Source organism: Aeromonas finlandensis (genome assembly GCF_000764645.1).
GTDB lineage: Bacteria > Pseudomonadota > Gammaproteobacteria > Enterobacterales > Aeromonadaceae > Aeromonas > Aeromonas finlandensis.
The window spans coordinates 91,382-110,467 of the sequence record NZ_JRGK01000031.1; the positions used below are offsets into that span (position 1 = coordinate 91,382).

At 59.5% G+C, this 19,086-nt stretch carries 16 protein-coding genes; 12 read left to right on the plus strand and 4 right to left on the minus strand.

From position 1 onward, the window contains the following. Nucleotides 1-28: 28 nt before the first annotated feature. Genes LD28_RS0104030 through LD28_RS0104040 form a run of 3 tightly spaced genes read left to right on the plus strand, consistent with a single transcriptional unit; the run spans nucleotide 29 to nucleotide 3,346 of the window. Nucleotides 29-2,071 (plus strand): protein-disulfide reductase DsbD family protein, encoded by a 2,043-nt coding sequence (locus tag LD28_RS0104030; protein WP_033135732.1) that lies wholly within the window; start codon nucleotides 29-31, stop codon nucleotides 2,069-2,071. A 9-nt stretch (nucleotides 2,072-2,080) separates the two neighbouring features. Beyond that, entirely contained in the window at nucleotides 2,081-2,824 is a 744-nt protein-coding gene (locus tag LD28_RS0104035; RefSeq protein ID WP_033135733.1) for a DsbA family protein, read from the plus strand. Between the two features lie 3 nt (nucleotides 2,825-2,827). Next, the gene (locus LD28_RS0104040; protein WP_033135734.1) at nucleotides 2,828-3,346 is read left to right on the plus strand and encodes a protein disulfide oxidoreductase; all 519 of its coding nucleotides are present in this window, start codon (nucleotides 2,828-2,830) and stop codon (nucleotides 3,344-3,346) included. 63 nt (nucleotides 3,347-3,409) lie between these two features. Here LD28_RS0104040 and LD28_RS0104045 read toward each other — a convergent pair whose 3' ends face one another. Further along, on the minus strand, nucleotides 3,410-4,234 hold the full coding sequence (locus LD28_RS0104045; protein WP_033135735.1) for a LysR family transcriptional regulator: 825 nt from the start codon (nucleotides 4,232-4,234) through the stop codon (nucleotides 3,410-3,412). A 130-nt stretch (nucleotides 4,235-4,364) separates the two neighbouring features. On the opposite strand from LD28_RS0104045, the gene LD28_RS0104050 reads away from it, so the two are divergent. The 7 genes from LD28_RS0104050 (at nucleotide 4,365) to LD28_RS0104080 (ending at nucleotide 11,104) form a co-directional block, all read left to right on the plus strand. Then, nucleotides 4,365-5,243, plus strand: a complete 879-nt coding sequence (locus LD28_RS0104050; protein ID WP_033135736.1) for an NAD(P)-dependent oxidoreductase — start codon at nucleotides 4,365-4,367, stop codon at nucleotides 5,241-5,243. After that, a complete protein-coding gene (locus LD28_RS0104055) occupies nucleotides 5,240-5,980 on the plus strand; it encodes an SDR family NAD(P)-dependent oxidoreductase (RefSeq protein WP_033135737.1) in 741 nt (246 codons plus the stop codon). The genes LD28_RS0104050 and LD28_RS0104055 overlap by 4 nt, the downstream gene beginning before the upstream one ends. A gap of 304 nt (nucleotides 5,981-6,284) precedes the next feature. Further along, nucleotides 6,285-6,569 carry a cold adaptation protein ActJcold adaptation protein ActJ gene (gene atcJ / locus LD28_RS0104060; protein ID WP_033135738.1) on the plus strand — a complete coding sequence of 95 codons (285 nt, stop codon included), beginning with the start codon at nucleotides 6,285-6,287 and terminating at the stop codon, nucleotides 6,567-6,569. Nucleotides 6,570-6,595: 26 nt separating this feature from the next. Beyond that, nucleotides 6,596-7,126, plus strand: coding sequence for a cold adaptation protein AtcA (atcA, locus tag LD28_RS0104065; RefSeq protein ID WP_033135739.1), 531 nt, complete (start codon nucleotides 6,596-6,598; stop codon nucleotides 7,124-7,126). Between the two features lie 12 nt (nucleotides 7,127-7,138). Beyond that, nucleotides 7,139-7,903, plus strand: coding sequence for a cold adaptation protein AtcB (gene atcB / locus LD28_RS0104070; protein WP_033135762.1), 765 nt, complete (start codon nucleotides 7,139-7,141; stop codon nucleotides 7,901-7,903). An 11-nt stretch (nucleotides 7,904-7,914) separates the two neighbouring features. Beyond that, a complete protein-coding gene (atcC, locus tag LD28_RS0104075; RefSeq protein ID WP_033135740.1) occupies nucleotides 7,915-8,820 on the plus strand; it encodes a cold adaptation protein AtcC in 906 nt (301 codons plus the stop codon). 787 nt (nucleotides 8,821-9,607) lie between these two features. Next, nucleotides 9,608-11,104, plus strand: coding sequence for a peptide MFS transporter (locus LD28_RS0104080; RefSeq protein ID WP_033135741.1), 1,497 nt, complete (start codon nucleotides 9,608-9,610; stop codon nucleotides 11,102-11,104). 207 nt (nucleotides 11,105-11,311) lie between these two features. On the opposite strand, the gene LD28_RS0104085 is transcribed toward LD28_RS0104080, so the two are convergent. Continuing rightward, nucleotides 11,312-11,734: an ester cyclase gene (locus tag LD28_RS0104085; RefSeq protein WP_033135742.1), complete on the minus strand. Its 423-nt coding sequence runs from the start codon at nucleotides 11,732-11,734 to the stop codon at nucleotides 11,312-11,314. 154 nt (nucleotides 11,735-11,888) lie between these two features. Between LD28_RS0104085 and LD28_RS0104090 the strand changes: the two genes are divergently transcribed. Together LD28_RS0104090 and LD28_RS0104095 are read left to right on the plus strand one after the other, a co-directional pair. Next, nucleotides 11,889-12,812, plus strand: coding sequence for a LysR family transcriptional regulator (locus LD28_RS0104090; protein ID WP_033135743.1), 924 nt, complete (start codon nucleotides 11,889-11,891; stop codon nucleotides 12,810-12,812). Between the two features lie 845 nt (nucleotides 12,813-13,657). Continuing rightward, the gene (locus tag LD28_RS0104095) at nucleotides 13,658-14,653 is read left to right on the plus strand and encodes a hypothetical protein (protein WP_033135744.1); all 996 of its coding nucleotides are present in this window, start codon (nucleotides 13,658-13,660) and stop codon (nucleotides 14,651-14,653) included. 66 nt (nucleotides 14,654-14,719) lie between these two features. Here the strand turns inward: LD28_RS0104095 and parC are convergent, their stop codons facing one another. Further along, on the minus strand, nucleotides 14,720-17,014 hold the full coding sequence (parC, locus tag LD28_RS0104100; RefSeq protein ID WP_033135745.1) for a DNA topoisomerase IV subunit A: 2,295 nt from the start codon (nucleotides 17,012-17,014) through the stop codon (nucleotides 14,720-14,722). 143 nt (nucleotides 17,015-17,157) lie between these two features. Further along, complete coding sequence (gene parE / locus LD28_RS0104105) at nucleotides 17,158-19,053, minus strand: DNA topoisomerase IV subunit B (protein ID WP_033135746.1); 1,896 nt, start codon at nucleotides 19,051-19,053, stop codon at nucleotides 17,158-17,160. Nucleotides 19,054-19,086 lie beyond the last annotated feature (33 nt).

Genomic DNA, 19,086 nt, shown 5'->3' on the forward strand with positions numbered 1-19,086 from the left:
TGTCACTCATTTTTGCGAGACCAAAAAGATGTCGAATCTCTTCAAGGCGGCCCTGCTACTGGGCGGTCTGCTGTGGCAATCCATGGGATTGGCCAGCGACACGGGCTGGCTCACCAGCCCACAGAATGATCACGCCAGGGTACGGCTGCAAGCCGACCGCAGCACGGCAGATCAAACCCGCATCCTGCTCGATGTCGAGCTGGAGTCGGGCTGGAAGACCTACTGGCACAGCCCGGGCGAAGGGGGGATTGCACCCCAGATCCTGTGGCATGAGCCCATCGCTGCGCTGCAGTGGCACTGGCCGGTGCCGCGCCACTTCGAGGTAGCCGGGCTCAGCACCCAGGGTTATCAGGGGGACGTGACCTTCCCCCTCAGCCTCACCTATCCGGCAGAGCAGGCGCTCAAGGGGACTCTACGCCTCTCCACCTGCAGCAATGTCTGCATCCTGACCGACTTTCCCTTCACCCTCGCGGTGGATAGCGCCGCCCCACCCGACTTCGATTTTGCCTGGGCGAAGGCGATGAGCACCCTACCCCAACAGTTGCCCGCCGAAACCCGGGTCGAGCTCGGTTATCAGCACAACCAACTGCAACTGCGCGCCGAGCGGGCAGAGGGCTGGCAATCACCAGCGCTCTTTATCGACGCTCTGGAGGGGGCCGAGTTTGGCAAACCGGCGCTTGAGGTCGAGGGCAACACCCTGATCGCCCGGGTGCCGGTGAGCGATGGCTGGCAGGGGGATGCGCCGGATCTGCGCGGTCAATCCCTCGGCCTGCTGCTCACCAGCGGCGAACAGGCGTGGCAAAGCAAAGGCTCGATTGGCGAAGCGCTCGTATTGCCAGCGCCGAGCCAGTCCCTTTTCTGGTTGCTGGGGGCGGCGCTGCTCGGCGGCCTTATCCTCAACCTGATGCCCTGCGTGCTGCCGGTGCTGGCGCTCAAGCTGGGAACTGTGCTGCAACATCAGGCGCGTGAACAGGGAACCGTACGCAGGCAGTTCCTCGCTGCCAGCGCCGGGATCATCGCCTCCTTCTGGGTACTGGCGGCCATGAGCAGCCTGCTGCGCGCCACGCAAGGTACAGTCGGCTGGGGCATCCAGTTCCAGAGCGCCGGTTTTATCGGCTTTATGGTGCTGGTCACCCTGCTGTTTTGCACCAACCTGCTGGGGCTGTTCGAGATCCGTCTGCCCAGCGCTCTCAGCACTCGCCTCGCCACCTGCGGCGGCAACGGCCTCGGCGGCCACTTCCTGCAGGGGAGTTTCGCCACCCTGCTCGCCACCCCCTGCTCAGCACCGTTCCTCGGCACTGCGGTCGCCTTTGCGCTGGCGGCGCCGCTCGGTCAGCTGTGGCTGATCTTCACCGCCCTCGGCATTGGCATGAGCCTGCCTTGGCTGCTGGTAGCGGCCCTGCCACGACTCGCCCTCTGGTTGCCGAAACCGGGGCGCTGGATGAACCATCTGCGCATCCTGCTCGGTCTGATGATGCTGGGCTCCAGCCTCTGGCTGACCAGCCTGCTCGCCAACCATCTCGGCAGCTATGCCACCGGATGGTTAATGACGGCCATGGTGCTGGGGCTGATCCTCGCCATCGTCTGGCGTTACGGCATGCGCGGCTTCACGCTGGCGATCTCCCTCGCCGCCCTGATTGGCAGCGCCCTGCTGCTGAGTGGCGCCTTTAGCGCACAAGGTACGGCCAGCGTCGACAAGGTGGTCTGGCAGCCGCTCTCTGAACGCGCCATCACCGATGCGCTAGCCCAGAACAAGCGGGTCTTTATCGATGTCACCGCCGACTGGTGCGTGACCTGCAAGGCCAACAAATACAACGTGTTGCTGCGCGATGAGGTGCAACAGGCCCTCTTGGCCCCCGATGTGGTGGCCCTGCGCGGTGACTGGAGCAAACCGAGCGACACCATCGCCGCCTTCCTGCGCCAGCGCGGGGCGGCTGCGGTCCCCTTCAACCAGATTTACGGCCCGGACTTGCCGCAGGGGGTCACGCTGTCGCCCCTGCTCGACAAGGACGAGCTGCTGACCACGTTGCACAAGGCTGGCCTGCTTCAGGCTGGCACTACCCGATTTTAAGGAGTACCCATGAAACCGACTCTGAGCGCCCTGACCCTGCTGGCCTCCCTTTCCGCAGCCCTGCTGGCTCCGACCCTGCACGCCGCCCCCTTCACCCCGGAGCAGGAGGCGCGCATCAAGGAGCTGATCCGCGAAACCCTGATCGCCAACCCCAAGATCCTCGATGAGGCGGCTGAATCCTGGGAGAAGCAGAACGCGGCGGCCCAAGAGGCGCAGCTTGGCAACTTCATCAAGGGCAACAAGGATGTGCTGTTCAACAGCGCCACCAGCCCGCGCCTCGGCGCCAAGAATCCCAAGCTGACCCTGGTGCTGTTCACCGACTACAACTGCCCCTACTGCAAGCAGTTCGATCCCCAGCTGACCAAGCTGCTCAAGGCCTATCCGGACGATCTGGGGCTGGTGATCAAGCTGCTGCCGTTCAAGGGGCAGACCTCCGCCAAGGCGGCCCAGTACAGCCTGACCCTGTGGCAGCAGGATCCTGCCAGCTTCCTCACCCTGCACGACAAGCTGATGAGCAAGCAGGGGATGCTGACCGAAGCGGATATCAACAAGGCGCTGGCCGCCACCGGCAATACCGCGCTCAAACCGGCCGCCAAGGCGACCGAGGAGCTGCGCAACAGCCTGCGCATCGGCACCATCCTCGGGGTACAGGGCACTCCGGCGACCCTGATTGGCAACCAGCTGGTGCCGGGCGCCGTTCCCTATGAGGAGCTGGAGCAACTGGTGAAGGCCGAACTGGCCAAGCTGGGGTAAGGGATGGCAAGCACCCACCCTCAACCCCGCTGGCGACGCTGGGGCAAGGAGGCGCTCTGGCTGCTGCTGATGGCGCTGGTCATCTCGACCCTGCTGGATCTGTGGCGCAGCCCGACCCTGCCTGAAGGGGCGATGAGCGCCCCCGTCACCCTGCAGGACGGCACCAGCACGGATCTCGCCACCCTGAGCCGCGGCAAGCCGCTGCTGGTCTACTACTGGGCCAGCTGGTGCGGGGTGTGCCGATTCACCACCCCGACCGTGCAGCAACTCTGGCAGGAGGGGGACAACGTACTGACGGTGGCGCTGCGCTCCGGCAATTCCGAGCAGTTAGGCAAGGGGATGGGCAAGAAGGGGCTCACCTTCCCGACCCACAACGACGAATCGGGAGAGCTGGCCGCCCAGTGGCAGGTGGGCGTAACGCCGACTTTCCTCGTCATCAGGGATGGCGAGCTGGTGAGCAGCACCACCGGCTGGAGTTCGAAGTGGGGCTTGCAGCTGCGGCTCTGGTGGGCGTCGCTCTAGCCACGCAATATCATTGCCTTCAACAGGGCCATCCCAACCGGATGGCCCTTTTTTATGCCGACATCAGGCGGGGAGCTGCATCCCGCGTAGCTGCTCCAGCAAGGCGACCACCGCCGCCGAGCGCAACGCATCGGGGGCGTAGCAGAGCCCTACTCGACGCTTGAAGGAAGATGCCGCCAGCTCGGCCACCGTACAACCGGGTGGACAGAGTGAACGGGGCAACCAGCCGATACCCGCGCCAGCAGCCACCATGGTAGCTGCCAGTCGCAACGACCCCGCCCGCCGTGGGTAGAGCGGCGCCTGATTTCCGAGGATGGCGATCAGCCGCAGGTGGGAGTCATGGCGCGGGCAGGTAACCCAGGGCTGGTCCGCCAGCGCTGCCGGGGTGAGCGCCCCCTTGCCCGCCAGCGGGTGATCCGGCGGCAGCACCAGCACGAACTCCTCCTCCAGCAGGGGGATAAAGAGCTCGTCGCCACAGCGCAGGGATTCACAGCCCAGCCGCACATCGCCACAGCAGCCCTCCTCCAGGGTCAGCAGGATCTCCTCGTGGGCGAGCGCCCCTTGCACCAGCGCACCCACCACGCCATCACCCAAATCTGCCTCAATTCCCACCGTTACTTCGAGGCAAGGGGAGGTTTCACGAAACTCGCGGGCGAGGGAGTCGGTATCGGCAATCAGCCGCTTGGCACGGGGATAGAGCCGGTGCGCCGCTTCGGTCCCCTCCACCCCGCGCGCCTGCCGCACAAACAGGGTCACCCCCAGCTCATCCTCCAGCGTCTTGATGGTGGTGGAGAGGGTGGGCTGGGTAATGAAGAGGCGGGTGGCGGCGGCCGTGATGTTGCGCTCCTCAAAGACAGCAACAAACGCGCGCAGGGTTCGCACATCCATAGAATTCACCTATACCAGACAGTCATAAAAGCCATTTTTCACGGCGACACGGGGCAAATATAGTGGCTTACCTGCCACAAGGCATCCCAATTTTCTATATCAGTGTCTATCAACACAGCCAGGAGCCATCATGCGCCATCTCTCTGTCATCGGCCTCGGGGCCATGGGCTCCGCCCTCGCCACTACCCTGCTCAAGGCGGGCCATCCGGTCACCGTCTGGAATCGCAACGCCGCCAAGGCGGCCCCGCTACAGGCACTGGGTGCAACACTCGCCCCCTCGGTTGGCGCGGCCATTGCCGCGAGCGACATCACCCTTGTCTGCGTCGATAACTACGCCGTCAGCCAGCAGTTGCTGGACGAGGCGAGCGACGCCGTGGCGGGCAAGCTGCTGGTGCAGCTCTCCACCGGCAGCCCGCAGGGGGCCAGAGCGCTGGAAAGCTGGAGCCACGCCCGCGGCGCCCGTTATCTTGATGGCGCCATCCTCTGCTTCCCGGATCAGATCGGCACCAGCGATGCCAGCATCATCTGCTCGGGGGCCAGCGTAGCCTTTAGCGAAGCAGAGCCGGTGCTACGCCTGCTCGCCCCTACCCTCGACCACGTGGCCGAGGCAGTGGGCGCCGCCGCAGCGCAAGATTGCGCCGTCGCCGCCTACTTTGCCGGTGGTCTGCTCGGTGCTCTGCACGGCGCGCTGATCTGCGAGGCGGAAGGGTTGCCGGTAGCCAAGGTGTGCGCCCAGTTCAGCGAGCTCTCCCCCATTCTCGGTGGCGATGTGGCCCACCTTGGCAAGACGCTGGCGAGCGGCGATTTCGATCACCCCTACGCCAGCCTGAAAACCTGGAGCGCCGCCATCAGCCGCCTCGCCGGTCATGCCACCGATGCCGGGATCGACAGCCGCTTCCCGCGCTTTGCCGCAGAGCTGTTTGAGGAAGGGGTGGCGCAAGGGTTTGGTCAGCAGGAGGTCTCGGCGCTGATCAAGGTGCTGCGGGCTCGCAATGGAGCGGCACAATGAACGGTAAACAAATCGCACTGGTCACCGGCGCCGCTGGCGGGATTGGCCGCCAGCTCTGCATCGGGCTGGCCGAGGCAGGCTATCGGGTGATCGCCACCGATCTGGCCCCGCACTCTTTCGACCATCCCGAGATCCACTTTCACCCGCTCGATCTGCGGGACGAGCAGGCCATCGCTCGGCTCTTTGCGGAGGTGCGCGCGCAACACGGCGGCATCCATCTGCTGATCAACAACGGCGCCATCAGCAAGTTCCACACCCGCTTCGAGGATCTGAGCGCTGCGCAGTTCGATCAGGTGATGACGGTCAATGTGCGCGGCGCCATGCTCTGTGCCCGCGCTTTTGTGCAAGCCAATCGCGGGCAGCCCTATGGCCGCATCATCAATATCGCCTCCACCCGCTGGCAGCAGAACGAACCGGGTTGGGATGCCTATGGTGCCTCCAAGGGGGCGCTGGTTGCCCTCACCCAATCCCTCGCCAACTCGCTGGCCGACGACCCCATCACGGTCAATGCCATCAGCCCGGGCTGGATCCAGGCGGAGGATTACCACACCCTGACCGAGGCGGATCACCGCCAGCACCCGAGTGGCCGGGTCGGTCGTCCCGACGACATCACCCGCGCCTGCCTGTTTCTGGCCGATCCCCGGAACGACTTTATCAACGGCGCCAATCTGGTGGTCGATGGCGGGATGAGCAAGAAGATGATCTACCACACCTCCGCCTCCTTCTGGGAGGAGTAACCCCTGCGGCGGCAGCCCGATTTGCGCTGCCGCCGCCATATCCCGTCAATATCCCATCAAGCTCACCCCTGACCATTTTTTCATCGTCTTCCCGTGCGCGCCCCTTGCACTGGCCAGAGCGACTGGCAACAATAGACGCTCAACTGACACCTCTTCATCCCGCCCCTTAATTCGTCGCCCAATTCATCGCTTTGGGGGGCCGTTTCCGTTAAAATGACGGGTTTTTGCCGTGCCTGGTTTGCCAATCCCCACCATCAGGCACCCGCAGTGTGAATCCGATGATGCCAGTGATGCAGGATCTGCCATGAACAACTACTTTCGGGTGCTGGGCGTCAAGTCCAACGCCAACGAAAACGACATCAAAAAAGCCTATCGCCGGCTGTCGAACCAGTACCACCCCGATAAGCTGTTAGGGGCGAGCGAAGAAGAGCGAGAGCTGGCAGCCATCAAGCTGCACCAGGTAAAGCAGGCCTATGAAGTGCTGTCCGATCCGAAGCAGCGCGCCGCCTTTATCAAGGATTTCAACAACGTTATCGTGACCGATCCCGCTGCTGCCATGCAGGAGATGTGGGATCAGTTCTACCCCTGATGCCGACGCAGGAAACAAGAGCCACTATGCAAAAGAAATGGGATCAGGCGCGGATCAAAGCGCTGATAAGTGACGCGAGCGAGAACATCGAATCCTACCGGGATCAGGACGACCCCAAGGCGCTGGAACAGTTCACCGGCCAGATGAAGACCCTGCTGCTGGCCGATATGAGCATGCTGGAGTTTATGCCGGAATACCTGCCGCTGGCCCTCTATGGCCGGGTGCAGTTTCCGGCCAAGGCCAAGCCCGAGTGGAACAAATGGCTCACCGGCGGCGTACAACCCTCATGGGACGAGTTCAAGGTGTCGGTGGCGTTCAACAATGCCGACCTGCCGCTGGTCAAGGCGGTACGGGCCCAGAGCGAAGATCAGCTGATCGAAGCCTGCGCCGTGCTGTTCCAGCTCGACAACCCGCTGCCGCGCGGTGGCCGCCGTGCCGATGACGACTACGAGCTGCGTGACGACGAAGATGAAGACGGGGAAGATGCCGACGCCGACTACAACGGTGATGGTGACGACGACGGCGATCAGGATATGTACGACGAAGTACGTTTCTAATTGGGGCAACGCATGAACAACAGTCTGATAGAAATTACCGCCATCGAGATCAAAGAGCTGGCCGTTATCGAGCCGAAGCAGGCCAGCGAAAAGTTCGAGCTGATCGCCAAAACCATGTCCGATGAGCAGCTGGGCGAAGTCATTGAACAGATCGATATCGTCACCCTGACCCAGATCAACGGCCAGCATGACATGTCATTCCCCTCCATCATCGCGGAGCTGATGACCCCGGAGCGGATCCGCGACATCGTCTGCCAGCAGCCCCTCTACTGGGAAGAGGCGATCAAGAACAACGCCGAAGAGCTGCAACAGCACACCTTCGACTTCCTCAACTACCTGATCCGCACCCAGGAGAGCGAAACGAAGCAGCGCGAGATCCTCGAGTGCGTCGCCGACGATCCGGCCGGTCTCTTCTACCTCGCCATCCCCTTTATCGAGTTCTACCGTGGCGATCGCTACGAGGATGACGAAGGGTTCCACGACCCCCTGCATGCGGAAGAGGAAGATCTGGAAGAGGCGCTCTCCTACAGCAACCGCCAGCAGAGCGAAGATGCCCACGACTACGCGCTGGATGACCCGCGCAGCCTGTTGATGCTGATCCGCGAGCTGACCCCCGAGGTGGAGAAATCCATCAAGGCACTGCTGCGCAACGAGCACTCCAGCTGGGAAGGGATCATCAACAAGTTCGCCAGCGAGCTGGTGATGCAGGCCAAAGAGAAGAACAAGGTCGAGGACGAGTACGCCGAAGTCGACGACATGTTCAGCTTTCTGGATTGAGGAACCCCGCAATGCAACTAGTGATACGCGACGTCAATCAAGGCCCCTTTCTCACTCAGGTGCTGCGCTTTGGCCGCGAAAACGAACGGCTGACCGACCAGCAGCTCGCCGCCATCAAGGGCAAGGCGGTGCTGATGAGCCTGAAGTTCGCCGACAAGTACTACAACAAGTACAAGATGCACCTGCTGGAACAGGCCGCCCACGACGTCATCGGCGTGGTGAGCCTCGGCCTGCAGGAGCTCTCCCAGCGCGACACCGCCAAAGCGCTCGCCCTGCTGCAAGCGCCGGAAGGGCCCATCAAGCCGTTCCAGAAGGGCTGGTCGATGCTGATATCCGTCAGCAGCAAGCAGCCCGGCGGCAACAACCTCTTTGGGGATGTGGACGCTCGTCTGCTGGACAAGATCTCCAGCCCGCCGGACGTAGAAGAGTGGCAAGGGTGGCAGGAGTACGAAAAAGCACTGGCCGAGCATAACAAGGCTCGCCTGATGACCCTGCTGGATCAGCACTGCTTCGCCTGCGAAAACGACCACCCGACCATGGAAGACAAACTGGCCGAAGCGCTGCTCTACCGCATTCTCTGCGGTAACGGCAGCGGCGCCGCCAAACTGAAGGTGAAGCAGGATCTCAAGCGCAAACTGGCGCGGGAGATTGAGCTCAACGAGGAGTGGTACGACACCGACTATCTGGCTGCCCAGCTGGAGCTGCTGCTGGCAGAGCTGCCGGGCGAGCTGATCGCCGGTCTGCGTCAGGATCTCAGCAAGGGGTTTGTCCCCAACCTGCTGCACACCCTCGGCTTCGTGCGCCAATACCAGCTGCTGCAAAAAGAGAACGCCTCGCCGGAGAAGCTCGACAACTTCGAGATGCGCGCCGGTCTCAAGCACCCGCTGCTCGGCTGGCCGCTCTACCACGACTTCTAAGGGGCGTTTTCACCGCCATCCTGTCGCACCACAACGCCCGGCCAGCCGGGCGTTGTTATATCTGGCGACCAGCACCTCCCCTCACCCAGCCCCCCTCCCAAGGGGAGAGGGAATACGCGCAAGCCCCCCTCGGGCCGCCGCGTAACACGTAGGGTGCAATAAGCGCAGCGCATTGCACCTGCAAGCAATAAGAGTGGAATCAAGTAGGGTCGATTAGCGAAGCGTAATCGGCCGCACCGCAACCATCAGTGGCTACGGAAATAGAAAGAGCAGATGGATTGCCCGCAAAATGGCGGCCCCCTGTTTCGCGATCGTCTGATTACGCTGCGCTAATCAGGCCTACAGCCCTCCATTCATTCATTTCACCAGCGACACAATCAAGCCCCCCTCTCCCCGATATTTATTCACCCAACGCCCACAGATGAATAAACAACCTGCGATACAACGGCCGGGCTATCGCGGCGTGACGGGGTTAAAAACGGGATGGGGATCTCACTATTGAGCCAAAATCGACACAAAATGGCCAAGCTGATCACATCAGACGTACCGCAACTGCGTGGAAAATCGGGCTGACACCACGGAGAAATGCGCATAAAAAGGCGGAATGGATCAATAAAAAGCAATTAATCGCGCCGGATTAAATTTAAGGTCTGGCAATTTGATCGGGCTGGTCGCTAAATGACAGACCAGCCTTGAAACCAGCATGGAAGCGCCAAAGGCTAGCCGGCAGCAGACCGGTACGCTCTCAGGATGAGTTGTGATTCTCTCTTCTCACAGGAGACAAACCGTGAGCGCTTCGACACCACACCCTCATCACGCCGCCGTCCCACCCGGCTCAGGCGCCCTGTTCTTTATCCAGACCTTCGCCACCCTGGGTTTTGCCGTGCTCTACTCCACTTTGGTGCTCTACGCCACCAAGCGGCTCGGCTTTAGCGAATCCCAGGCCAACGCCATGATGGGGATCTTCGGTGCCTTCAACTACGGCCTGCACCTGTTTGGCGGCTATCTGGGCGGGCGTTACCTCAGCAACCGCAACCTGTTCGTGATGGGGATGGTCTTGCAGGTGATCGGCTGCTATCTCATCGCCGAGATGGGGATCACCGGCCTCTACTGGGGGCTTGCCATGTTCCTCACCGGCAGCGGCCTCAACGTCACCTGCCTCAACATGATGCTGACCCAGCGCTTCGCCCCGGACGATCACCGCCGCGAGAGCGCCTTCCTGTGGAACTACGCCGGGATGAATCTGGGCTTCTTTATGGGCTTCTCGGTGGCGGGTTACTTCCAGCTCACAGAGGATTACCGCACCCTGTTCCTGTTCGCCACCCTCGGCAACGTGCTGGCCATCATCGCCACCCTGTTCTTCTGGCCCATTCTGGCGGATATCAACACGCCGCTGCGCCACATCAAGGGGCGCGCCTTCTACCTGCGGATGCTCGGCGGCCTCGCCATTCTGGCGCTGCTGGTGCCCGCCCTGCGCCTGCTGCTGACCCACGCCAGCTTCAGCGGCAGCTTCGTGCTGATCCTGGGGGCCGTGGTGCTGGTGCTGCTCTGCGTGATGACGGCCCGCCACCCGGACGCTGCCGAGCGCAGCCGCATGGTGGCCTACCTGATCCTCGCCCTTGGCTCGCTCATCTTCTGGTCGCTCTACCAGCTGGCGCCCATGGGGCTGATGCTCTTCTCCGAGCACAACATCAACCTCAACGTGTTCGGGCTGCGGGTCGCCCCCCAGTGGATCCAGAACATCAATACCCTCGTCATCGTCATCGGTGGGCCGCTGATGGCGCTGCTGTTCAAGCGGCTGCGCGAGCAGGGGTGGAATATCGATATCCCCTCCCAGTTTGCCGCCTCCCTGTTCTGCATGGGGCTGGGGATGCTGGTGCTGCCCATCGGCATCCATCTGGCGGGCGCCGACGGGCTGGTCGCCTTCAAGTGGATCGCCATCAGCTATGTGCTGCAGAGTCTGGGCGAGCTGCTGATCTCCCCCATCGGCTACGCCATGATTGGCAAGCTGGCCCCCGCCAGCCTGCAAGGCTTGATGATGGGCTGCTGGATGATGGTAACCGGCATCGCCTCGGTGCTGGCGGGGTATGTCTCCGGCGCCATGCCGCAAAATATCGGCAGCACCCCGGTCGCCACCAACCCGGGTTACAGCTCGGTATTCAATATGCTCGGCTGGGGCTCGCTGGCGGGCGGCGTGGTGTTGCTGCTGCTGGTGCCCCGCCTGCGCCAACTGATCGCCTCGAAAATCACCCCGCCACCGGCAGGGGCTGCCATACCCGTCTGATCGGGCTCGGGTCTGCCATTTAGCTGGCCCTTGCCAGACCAAAGGGTCTAAGCCGCGACTCGAGCGATAACACAAAGGACCCCGCAACGCTGGTTGCGGGGTCCTCTCTTTCAGGTGGGTTGGCAGGATAGGCCACGCAATAGCAAGGCCGCTGTCATCTCGATTCCCCCTGACACGGCTCCCTTGGTATCAACATCCGCGCCGGTTTCAGGCGAAGTCAACGATCCCCAACTGCTTGGCCATAGCCAGCTCGTTGCGCTCGACAATCTCCTCCACCACCTTGCCCTCGGCATTGAATCTGAAATAGGTCAAGGCACTCCAGGTCACATCCTTACCGGTAACATCGAATCCTTTCCAGGTATTTGACCCTTTGGCGACGTGAGTCAATGCAACAAATACCTCGTCTTCCGAACTCATTATTTTCTGAAAGGAGGTCTCAATAGACTCATAACGATCGACCACACAGGCTGACAATGACGTTTTAAATTGCGCAAGGGTCGTAATAGGCTCTGCACAGTCAGGTCTGAATATACAAAGATCCTCCGAGAAATATTCACTCACCCGTTCAACATCCTTGCCATCCACGCAATATTTAAAGTAATTAATGACTGTATCGACGTTATTGTTCACAGGCGACTCCCGTTTTATTAATTGACATCCAATTTAACTAGAAAATATGATGCATGGAATATCTGTTACTGCCAGACGGGGCCATAGTACAAATCCGGCAGGAGATGATAAATGCAATAACAGGAAATCTCTTTTATAAAATCAGGAAGAATCCATGGATAGATGGACTGAATATGAAGTCTTTGTGCAGGTGGTCGAATTGGGGAGCCTCAGCAAGGCCGCCGACGCACTGGGCTTGTCCAACCCAGCAGCCAGCAGGCATCTCGCCGCACTGGAGCTGCGACTCAATGCACGACTCGTCGAGCGAACGACCCGGCGGTTGTTTGTCACTGAAATAGGCGAGCACTTCTATGCCCGCTGCAAAGTAGCACTGAATGAGATGAGAGAAGCCATCGACGAAGTCAGTATCAAAACGGGAATGCCAACCGGGGTCTTGAAATTGACGGCTTCGCTGTCACTGATGCTGAATGTCATCTCCCCCTTGATACCGAAATTTATGGCGAAATATCCCGGCATTCAGGTCGAGCTGATTGCCAACAATCGCTATCTGGATATTATCGAAAACAATATTGATATCAGTATTCGTTCAAGAGAGTCAGAGCCGGACTCCAGCCTGATTATTCAACCTCTGGCAGCTGCACCACGTATTCTGGCAGCCTCTCCGGAATATATTGCACGTTATGGCGAACCGGAAACACCGCACGATCTCAAAAAACACCAGCTGCTGCTCTACAGCCATCACAATCCCGGAGAGCTGACCATGATGAAGGGCTCGATCAAATTGCGGGTGCCCACCACTCCCACCATTGAGTCCAACGATGCCCAGATCCTGATCGCCAATGCCAAAAACGGGATGGGTATCCTGGCGCAGCCCACTTATGCCATTTATGACGAATTACGCAACCGGCGCCTTAAACCTGTGCTCAGCGACTGGGCATTACCCGCGCTCTCCATCGGCATGGCCTATGCGAACCGAAACTTTATTCCGTCCAAGACCAGAGTGTTTATCGAGTTTATCAAGGAGGAGTTTCAACAACTGGATTATGAACAGCGCTGGGGCGAGGTAGTACCTCAGTAACCATCCCCCCCATCAAGGCCCACCACAGGTTATCAGCTAACAAGTTGGAGGATCAGTCGTTCAGGCGATGGTGCAGAGGCCCCGCAATGAGGAATGGCAGGGCCTCTCTTTATGGCGGGATTGACGGCACGTTTCTGGTTGGTGGATGGGCACCAGTGACGATTTTTGCACCAAAACAGCCAATCAATTTCTAGCTGTCGCACCAATGAAACAATCCAGGGCATAGGGGGGAAAATGCACACTCCATTGCGCCAATACCTTCGCGGGCTGAATCACGGTGCAATAAGCACAGCGCATTGCACCGGCAACCTCGCGGGGTCAATCACGGTGCAATTTCATTGCACCCTACGGTTACCTCCCCTCACCCTGGCCCTCTCCCAAGGGGAGAGGGGATCAGCGCCTGCCAACCTGTAGCCATAGCTGTCACCCTTAGCTATCACGCCATACCACGGTCACTATCAATGGCTGCGATCTCTGCTCCCTTCTCCCCTTGCGGGAGAAGGGTCGGGGATGAGGGGGAGCAAGCCATAGACAACCAGCAGAGCGTTAAATCAAGCAGGATCGAGTAGGGTCGATTAGCGAAGCGTAATCGTCCGTACCGCAATCCCGGTGGCGATGGACATAGAGAAGAGATCAGCTGGAGCACCAGCAGAATTACGGCGACCTGTTTTCGCGATCGTCTGATTACGCTTCGCTAATCAGACCTACGGCCCTTATCTATGACCGCTTGCATAAAAACATTAAATCACCATCTGAATCCGATATCATCCAGCCCATCGCATTGACAATAAAGTCATTAGCGTTTTCGCCTTATTTAAAAATAAACAACACGGACTTTAAATAACATGGGAAAAGTAATTGAAGTAGTTGACAATGATAATTCTGGATTAATAAAGTATGATGACGCGCAGATAGATTTATTTTTTAAAATGCATCAAAAAATAAACTCCAAGAATGAAGAGATATCAAAATCTTATAGCAATGACATTCTCGTCACGTTAGATGATATCAAAGAACTTCATTTTAAAACCATTCAGTCCATTAATTCACTATACCCGTCAAAAAGCGATATAAATGTTCGAATTGCAGTATCACATCACGAAGGTGAATCTGAAAAATTCAACTCTTTCGAAGCTTTTGAGGAGCGAAATCTAACAAGCCCAAATCCCACCTCAGATATTAATATGGCTTATATGTTTTCCATCTACGATCAGAAAAATGATGAACTAGAAAACTATAAGGTAATTTGCCAAATAAGATCTAGAGTTGCCGATATTTACCAAATTGAGAAAGAAGCGCCCCCCTTTATTTCATCTGCATTAGTTGCCAGCATGGTGACAACAACAGCTAAAATAACAATCCATTACTCAGATTATGTCAAGGCTCGCCATTTCACAGCAATGTTTGATGAATGGATTAAAGGCTGCGATGAATCACACAGCATTAATATAATTAACAAAATTAAAAGCATTTCACATCTGATAACGAAATTCGGTCGTTTAATAATTTATGCAGCACTGGGCATTTTCACAACAAATGCAATTGATAGCGCTATGCTCCCACCCAATTCAATTGTTAAGTTTTTAATAGTTTACTCATCATTATTTGTAGTTGTAGGTGGAGTATCTGATATTTTTTTGAGAAAATTAGAAATATCGATTGATAGCTATCTCCCCATATCATATTTAAACATAAACAAAGGTGATGCGAAGTTAATATCTGATTTTTCGGGGCGAAACAAGAAATCTATTTTATGGTCTGTCTTTGGCCTTATTGGTACGATAGCAATTGGATTAGCCACTAGCGCTGCTTATGATTTAATTAAATGGCTGATATTATAGCCAGTTAGAGTGCAAGTAGCTCAATATTCTAAAATTTAAAGGGCGCTTTCGCGCCCTTTCTGTTAATTACCCTTCCTGACTTTCCTCCGCGACCGGTTCGGCACCGGCGGCGGGTTCAATCTCGATGCGATCGACGCGCTGCAAACCGCGGGGCAACTTGGCGCCACGGCGGCCGCGCTCGCCGCGGTAGTAGTCGAGATCGGACGGCTTGAGGGTCAGCTTGCGCTTGCCGGCAAACAGGGTGACATATTGCCCCTGCGGGATAATGGCGGCCATCACCATAAACTCTTCCCGCGCCTTCACGCGCGCCGACGGAATGCTGATCAGCTTGTTGCCCTTGCCCTTGCCGAGTACCGGCAGGGTGTTGAGCGGGAACAGCAGCATGCGCCCTTCGTTGGAGATGGCCATGCAGAGATCAGTCTCTGGCGAGCCAATCTTCTGGGGTGCCATCACCTGACCCCCTTCCGGCACGGTGAGCAGCGCTTTGCCGTTCTTGTTCTTGCCGATGAGGTCGTCATAGGTGCAGACAAAGCCGTAACCGGCATCGGAGCAGATGAGATACGGCTCACCCTCGTTGCCCATCACCAGATGGCGCACTTCCTCCCCTGCCCCCAGCGCAAAACGGCCGGTGAGCGGTTCGCCCTGACTGCGCGCGGATGGCAAGGTGTGGGATTCGAGGGCGTAAGTTCTTCCCAACGTGGAGAGGAACACCGCCTGCTGGTTGCTGCGGCCGCAGGCGTGGGCCAGATAACTGTCCCCCGCCTTGTAGGAGAGCCCCTCGACATCCACGTCGTGGCCCTTGGCGGCGCGCACCCACCCCTTGTCGGAGAGGATGACGGTGACCGGTTCGCTCGGCACCAGCTCTTTCTCGGTCAACGCCACGGCGGTGGCACGCTCCACCAGCGGGGTGCGGCGATCGTCGCCGTACTTCTCGGCATCGGCCAGCAGCTCTTTCTTGAGCAGGGTGTTGAGGCGACGCTCGGAGCCCAGGATCAGCTCCAGCTTGTCGCGCTCTTCGGCCAGTTCGTTCTGTTCGGCGCGCAGCTTGAACTCTTCGAGCTTGGCCAGGTGGCGCAGTTTCAGCTCGAGGATCGCTTCGGCCTGGGTTTCGCTGATATTGAAGCGCTCCACCATCACCTTGCCCGGCTCATCCTCGGTGCGGATGATCTCGATCACCTCGTCGATGTTGAGGTAGGCAATCAGCAAGCCTTCGAGGATGTGCAGGCGAGCCAGCACCTTGTCGAGGCGGAATTGCAGACGGCGACGCACGGTCTCGCGGCGGAAGATGATCCACTCGCTGAGGATGGTCTTGAGGCACTTCACCTGTGGCCGGTTGTCGAGGCCAAGGATGTTGAGGTTGACCCGGTAGTTCTTCTCCAGATCCGTGGTGGCGAACAGGTGGGCCATCAGCCCCTCCACATCCACCCGGTTGGAGCGGGGGATGATCACCAGACGGGTCGGGTTTTCGTGGTCCGATTCATCGCGCAGGTCGGTGACCATCGGCAGCTTTTTCGCCACCATCTGGGCGGCGATCTGCTCCATGATCTTGGCGCCGGAGGCCTGATGGGGCAGCGCGGTGATGACGATGTCGCCATCCTCCTCGCTCCAGACCGCCCGCTGCTTGATGGAGCCCTTGCCGGTCTCGTAGATTTTGCGGATATCGTCACGCGGGGTGATGATCTCGGCGTTGGTCGGGTAGTCCGGCCCCTGGATGTGCTGCATCAACACATCCAGCCCCGCATTGGGGTTGTCGAGCAGTTCGGCACAGGCGTAAGCCACTTCCCGCGCGTTGTGGGGCGGAATGTCGGTCGCCATCCCCACCGCGATACCGGTCACCCCGTTGAGCAGGATGTGCGGCAGACGGGCGGGCAGCACCACCGGCTCTTTCATGGTGCCGTCGAAGTTCGGCGTCCACTCCACCGTACCCTGGCCGAGCTCGGAGAGCAGCAGCTCGGAGAAGCGCGACAGCCGCGCCTCGGTATAACGCATGGCGGCGAAGGATTTGGGATCGTCCGGCGCACCCCAGTTGCCCTGACCGTCCACCAGCGGGTAGCGGTAGGAGAAGGGCTGGGCCATCAGTACCATGGCTTCATAGCAGGCGCTGTCGCCGTGTGGGTGGTACTTACCCAGCACGTCACCCACGGTACGGGCGGATTTCTTGTGCTTGGAGAGGGCCGACAGACCCAGCTCGCTCATGGCGTAGATGATGCGTCGCTGCACCGGTTTGAGGCCATCGCCGATATGCGGCAAGGCCCGATCCATGATGACGTACATGGAGTAGTTCAAGTAAGCCTGTTCGGTAAAGGTGCGCATTGGCTGGCGCTCTACCCCGTCCAGACTGAGCTCGATAGCATCACTCATGTGGTTTTCTCTTTCGGTTCGGGAGCCGCCACAGGGCGACTCCGGCTAAATGCTTGCTGGCCCTGTGCGGGCCAGCCGACGGCTTAGATGATGGCAAGGTTGCCCGGATCGATCAGCCACTCCTCATCGCACAGAGGAGTGACCTAGATGATGGCAAGGTTGCCCTTCTCTTCCAGCCACTCGCGGCGATCACCCGCCCGCTTCTTGGCCAGCAGCATGTCCATCAGCTGCAGGGTCTCATCCCCCTCGGCCTCTGGCCCCATGGTGAGCTGCACCAGACGGCGGGTGTTGGGATCCATGGTGGTTTCCCGCAGCTGTTTCGGGTTCATCTCACCCAGACCCTTGAATCGGGTCACCATCACCTTGCCCTTCTTCTTCTCGGCCTCGACCCGCTGCAGCACGCCGTTCTTCTCGTCCTCGTCGAGGGCGTAGTAGACCTCTTTACCGATATCGATCCGGTAGAGGGGCGGCATGGCGACATAGACGTGGCCCTTGTTGACCAGGGTGCGGAAGTGCCTCACAAACAGGGCGCAGAGCAGGGTGGCGATGTGCAGACCGTCCGAGTCCGCATCCGCGAGGATGCACACCTTGCCGTAGCGCAAGCCGCTGAGATCCTCGGAGTCGGGATCGAGCCCGATGGCCACCGAGATATCGTGCACTTCCTGCGAGGCGAGCACCTGACCGGCCTCCACTTCCCAGGTGTTCAGGATCTTGCCGCGCAGCGGCATGATGGCCTGAAACTCGCGATCCCGCGCCTGCTTGGCACTGCCGCCCGCGGAGTCACCCTCCACCAGGAACAGCTCACCCTGCATGGGGTCGGCGCAGTTACAGTCGGTCAGCTTGCCGGGCAGCGCCGGGCCCTGGGTAATCTTCTTGCGCACCACTGTCTTGGCGGCGCGCAGTCGGCGCTGGGCGCTGCTGATACAGATCTCGGCGATCTGCTCCGCCAGCTCGGTGTTGCTGTTCAAGTAAAGGCTGAAGGCATCCTTCACCACGCCGGAGACAAACGCCGAGCTCTGACGGGAGGAGAGCCGCTCCTTGGTCTGACCGGCAAACTGCGGGTCCTGCATCTTGATGGAGAGGATGTAGGCGCAGCGATCCCAGATATCTTCCGGGGTCAGCTTGACCCCCCGCGGCAGCAGGTTGCGGAACTCGCAGAACTCGCGCATGGCGTCGAGCAGCCCCTGACGCAGACCGTTGACGTGAGTACCGCCCTGCGCGGTGGGGATCAGGTTCACATAGGATTCGGCGAGGCATTCGCCCCCTTCCGGCAGCCAGCAGAGCGCCCAGTCCACGGCGGACTGTTCGGTGCTGAAGGCACCGATAAAGGGCTGCTCCGGCAGGCAGGTGAACTGCTTGACCGCATCGACCAGATAATCCTTGAGGCCATCTTCGTAGCACCACTCCAGCTTGATGCCGGTGTTCTTGTCGAGGAACTTGATGGTGAGGCCAGGGCAGAGTACCGCTTTCGCTTTCAGCAGGTGCTCCAGCTTGGTGACCGAGAAGCGGGGCGAGTCGAAGTAGCTCGCCTGCGGCCAGAAGCGCACCCGGGTACCGGTGTTGCGGCGGCCGCAGGTGCCGGTGATGGTCAGCTCCTGCACCTTCTCGCCACGCTCGAAGGCGATGTCATAGACCTGGCCGTCGCGACGCACCGTCACCTCGACCCGATCGGAGAGGGCGTTCACCACCGAAATACCCACCCCGTGCAGACCGCCGGAGAACTGGTAGTTCTTGTTGGAGAATTTGCCGCCCGCGTGCAGCTTGCAGAGGATCAGCTCCACACCGCACACCCCTTCCTCCGGGTGGATATCGACCGGCATGCCGCGGCCGTCATCGATCACCTCGAGGGACTGGTCTTCATACAGGGTCACCTCCAGGGTACGGGCGTGGCCCGCCAGCGCTTCGTCGACGCTGTTGTCGATGACCTCCTGGCCGAGGTGATTGGGCCGGGTGGTGTCGGTGTACATGCCGGGGCGACGACGCACCGGTTCAAGGCCATTGAGGACCTCAATGGCATCCGCATTATATTGAGTGGACATGGAGGGCCTTGCGAATTGACGTTTGGGGAGAAT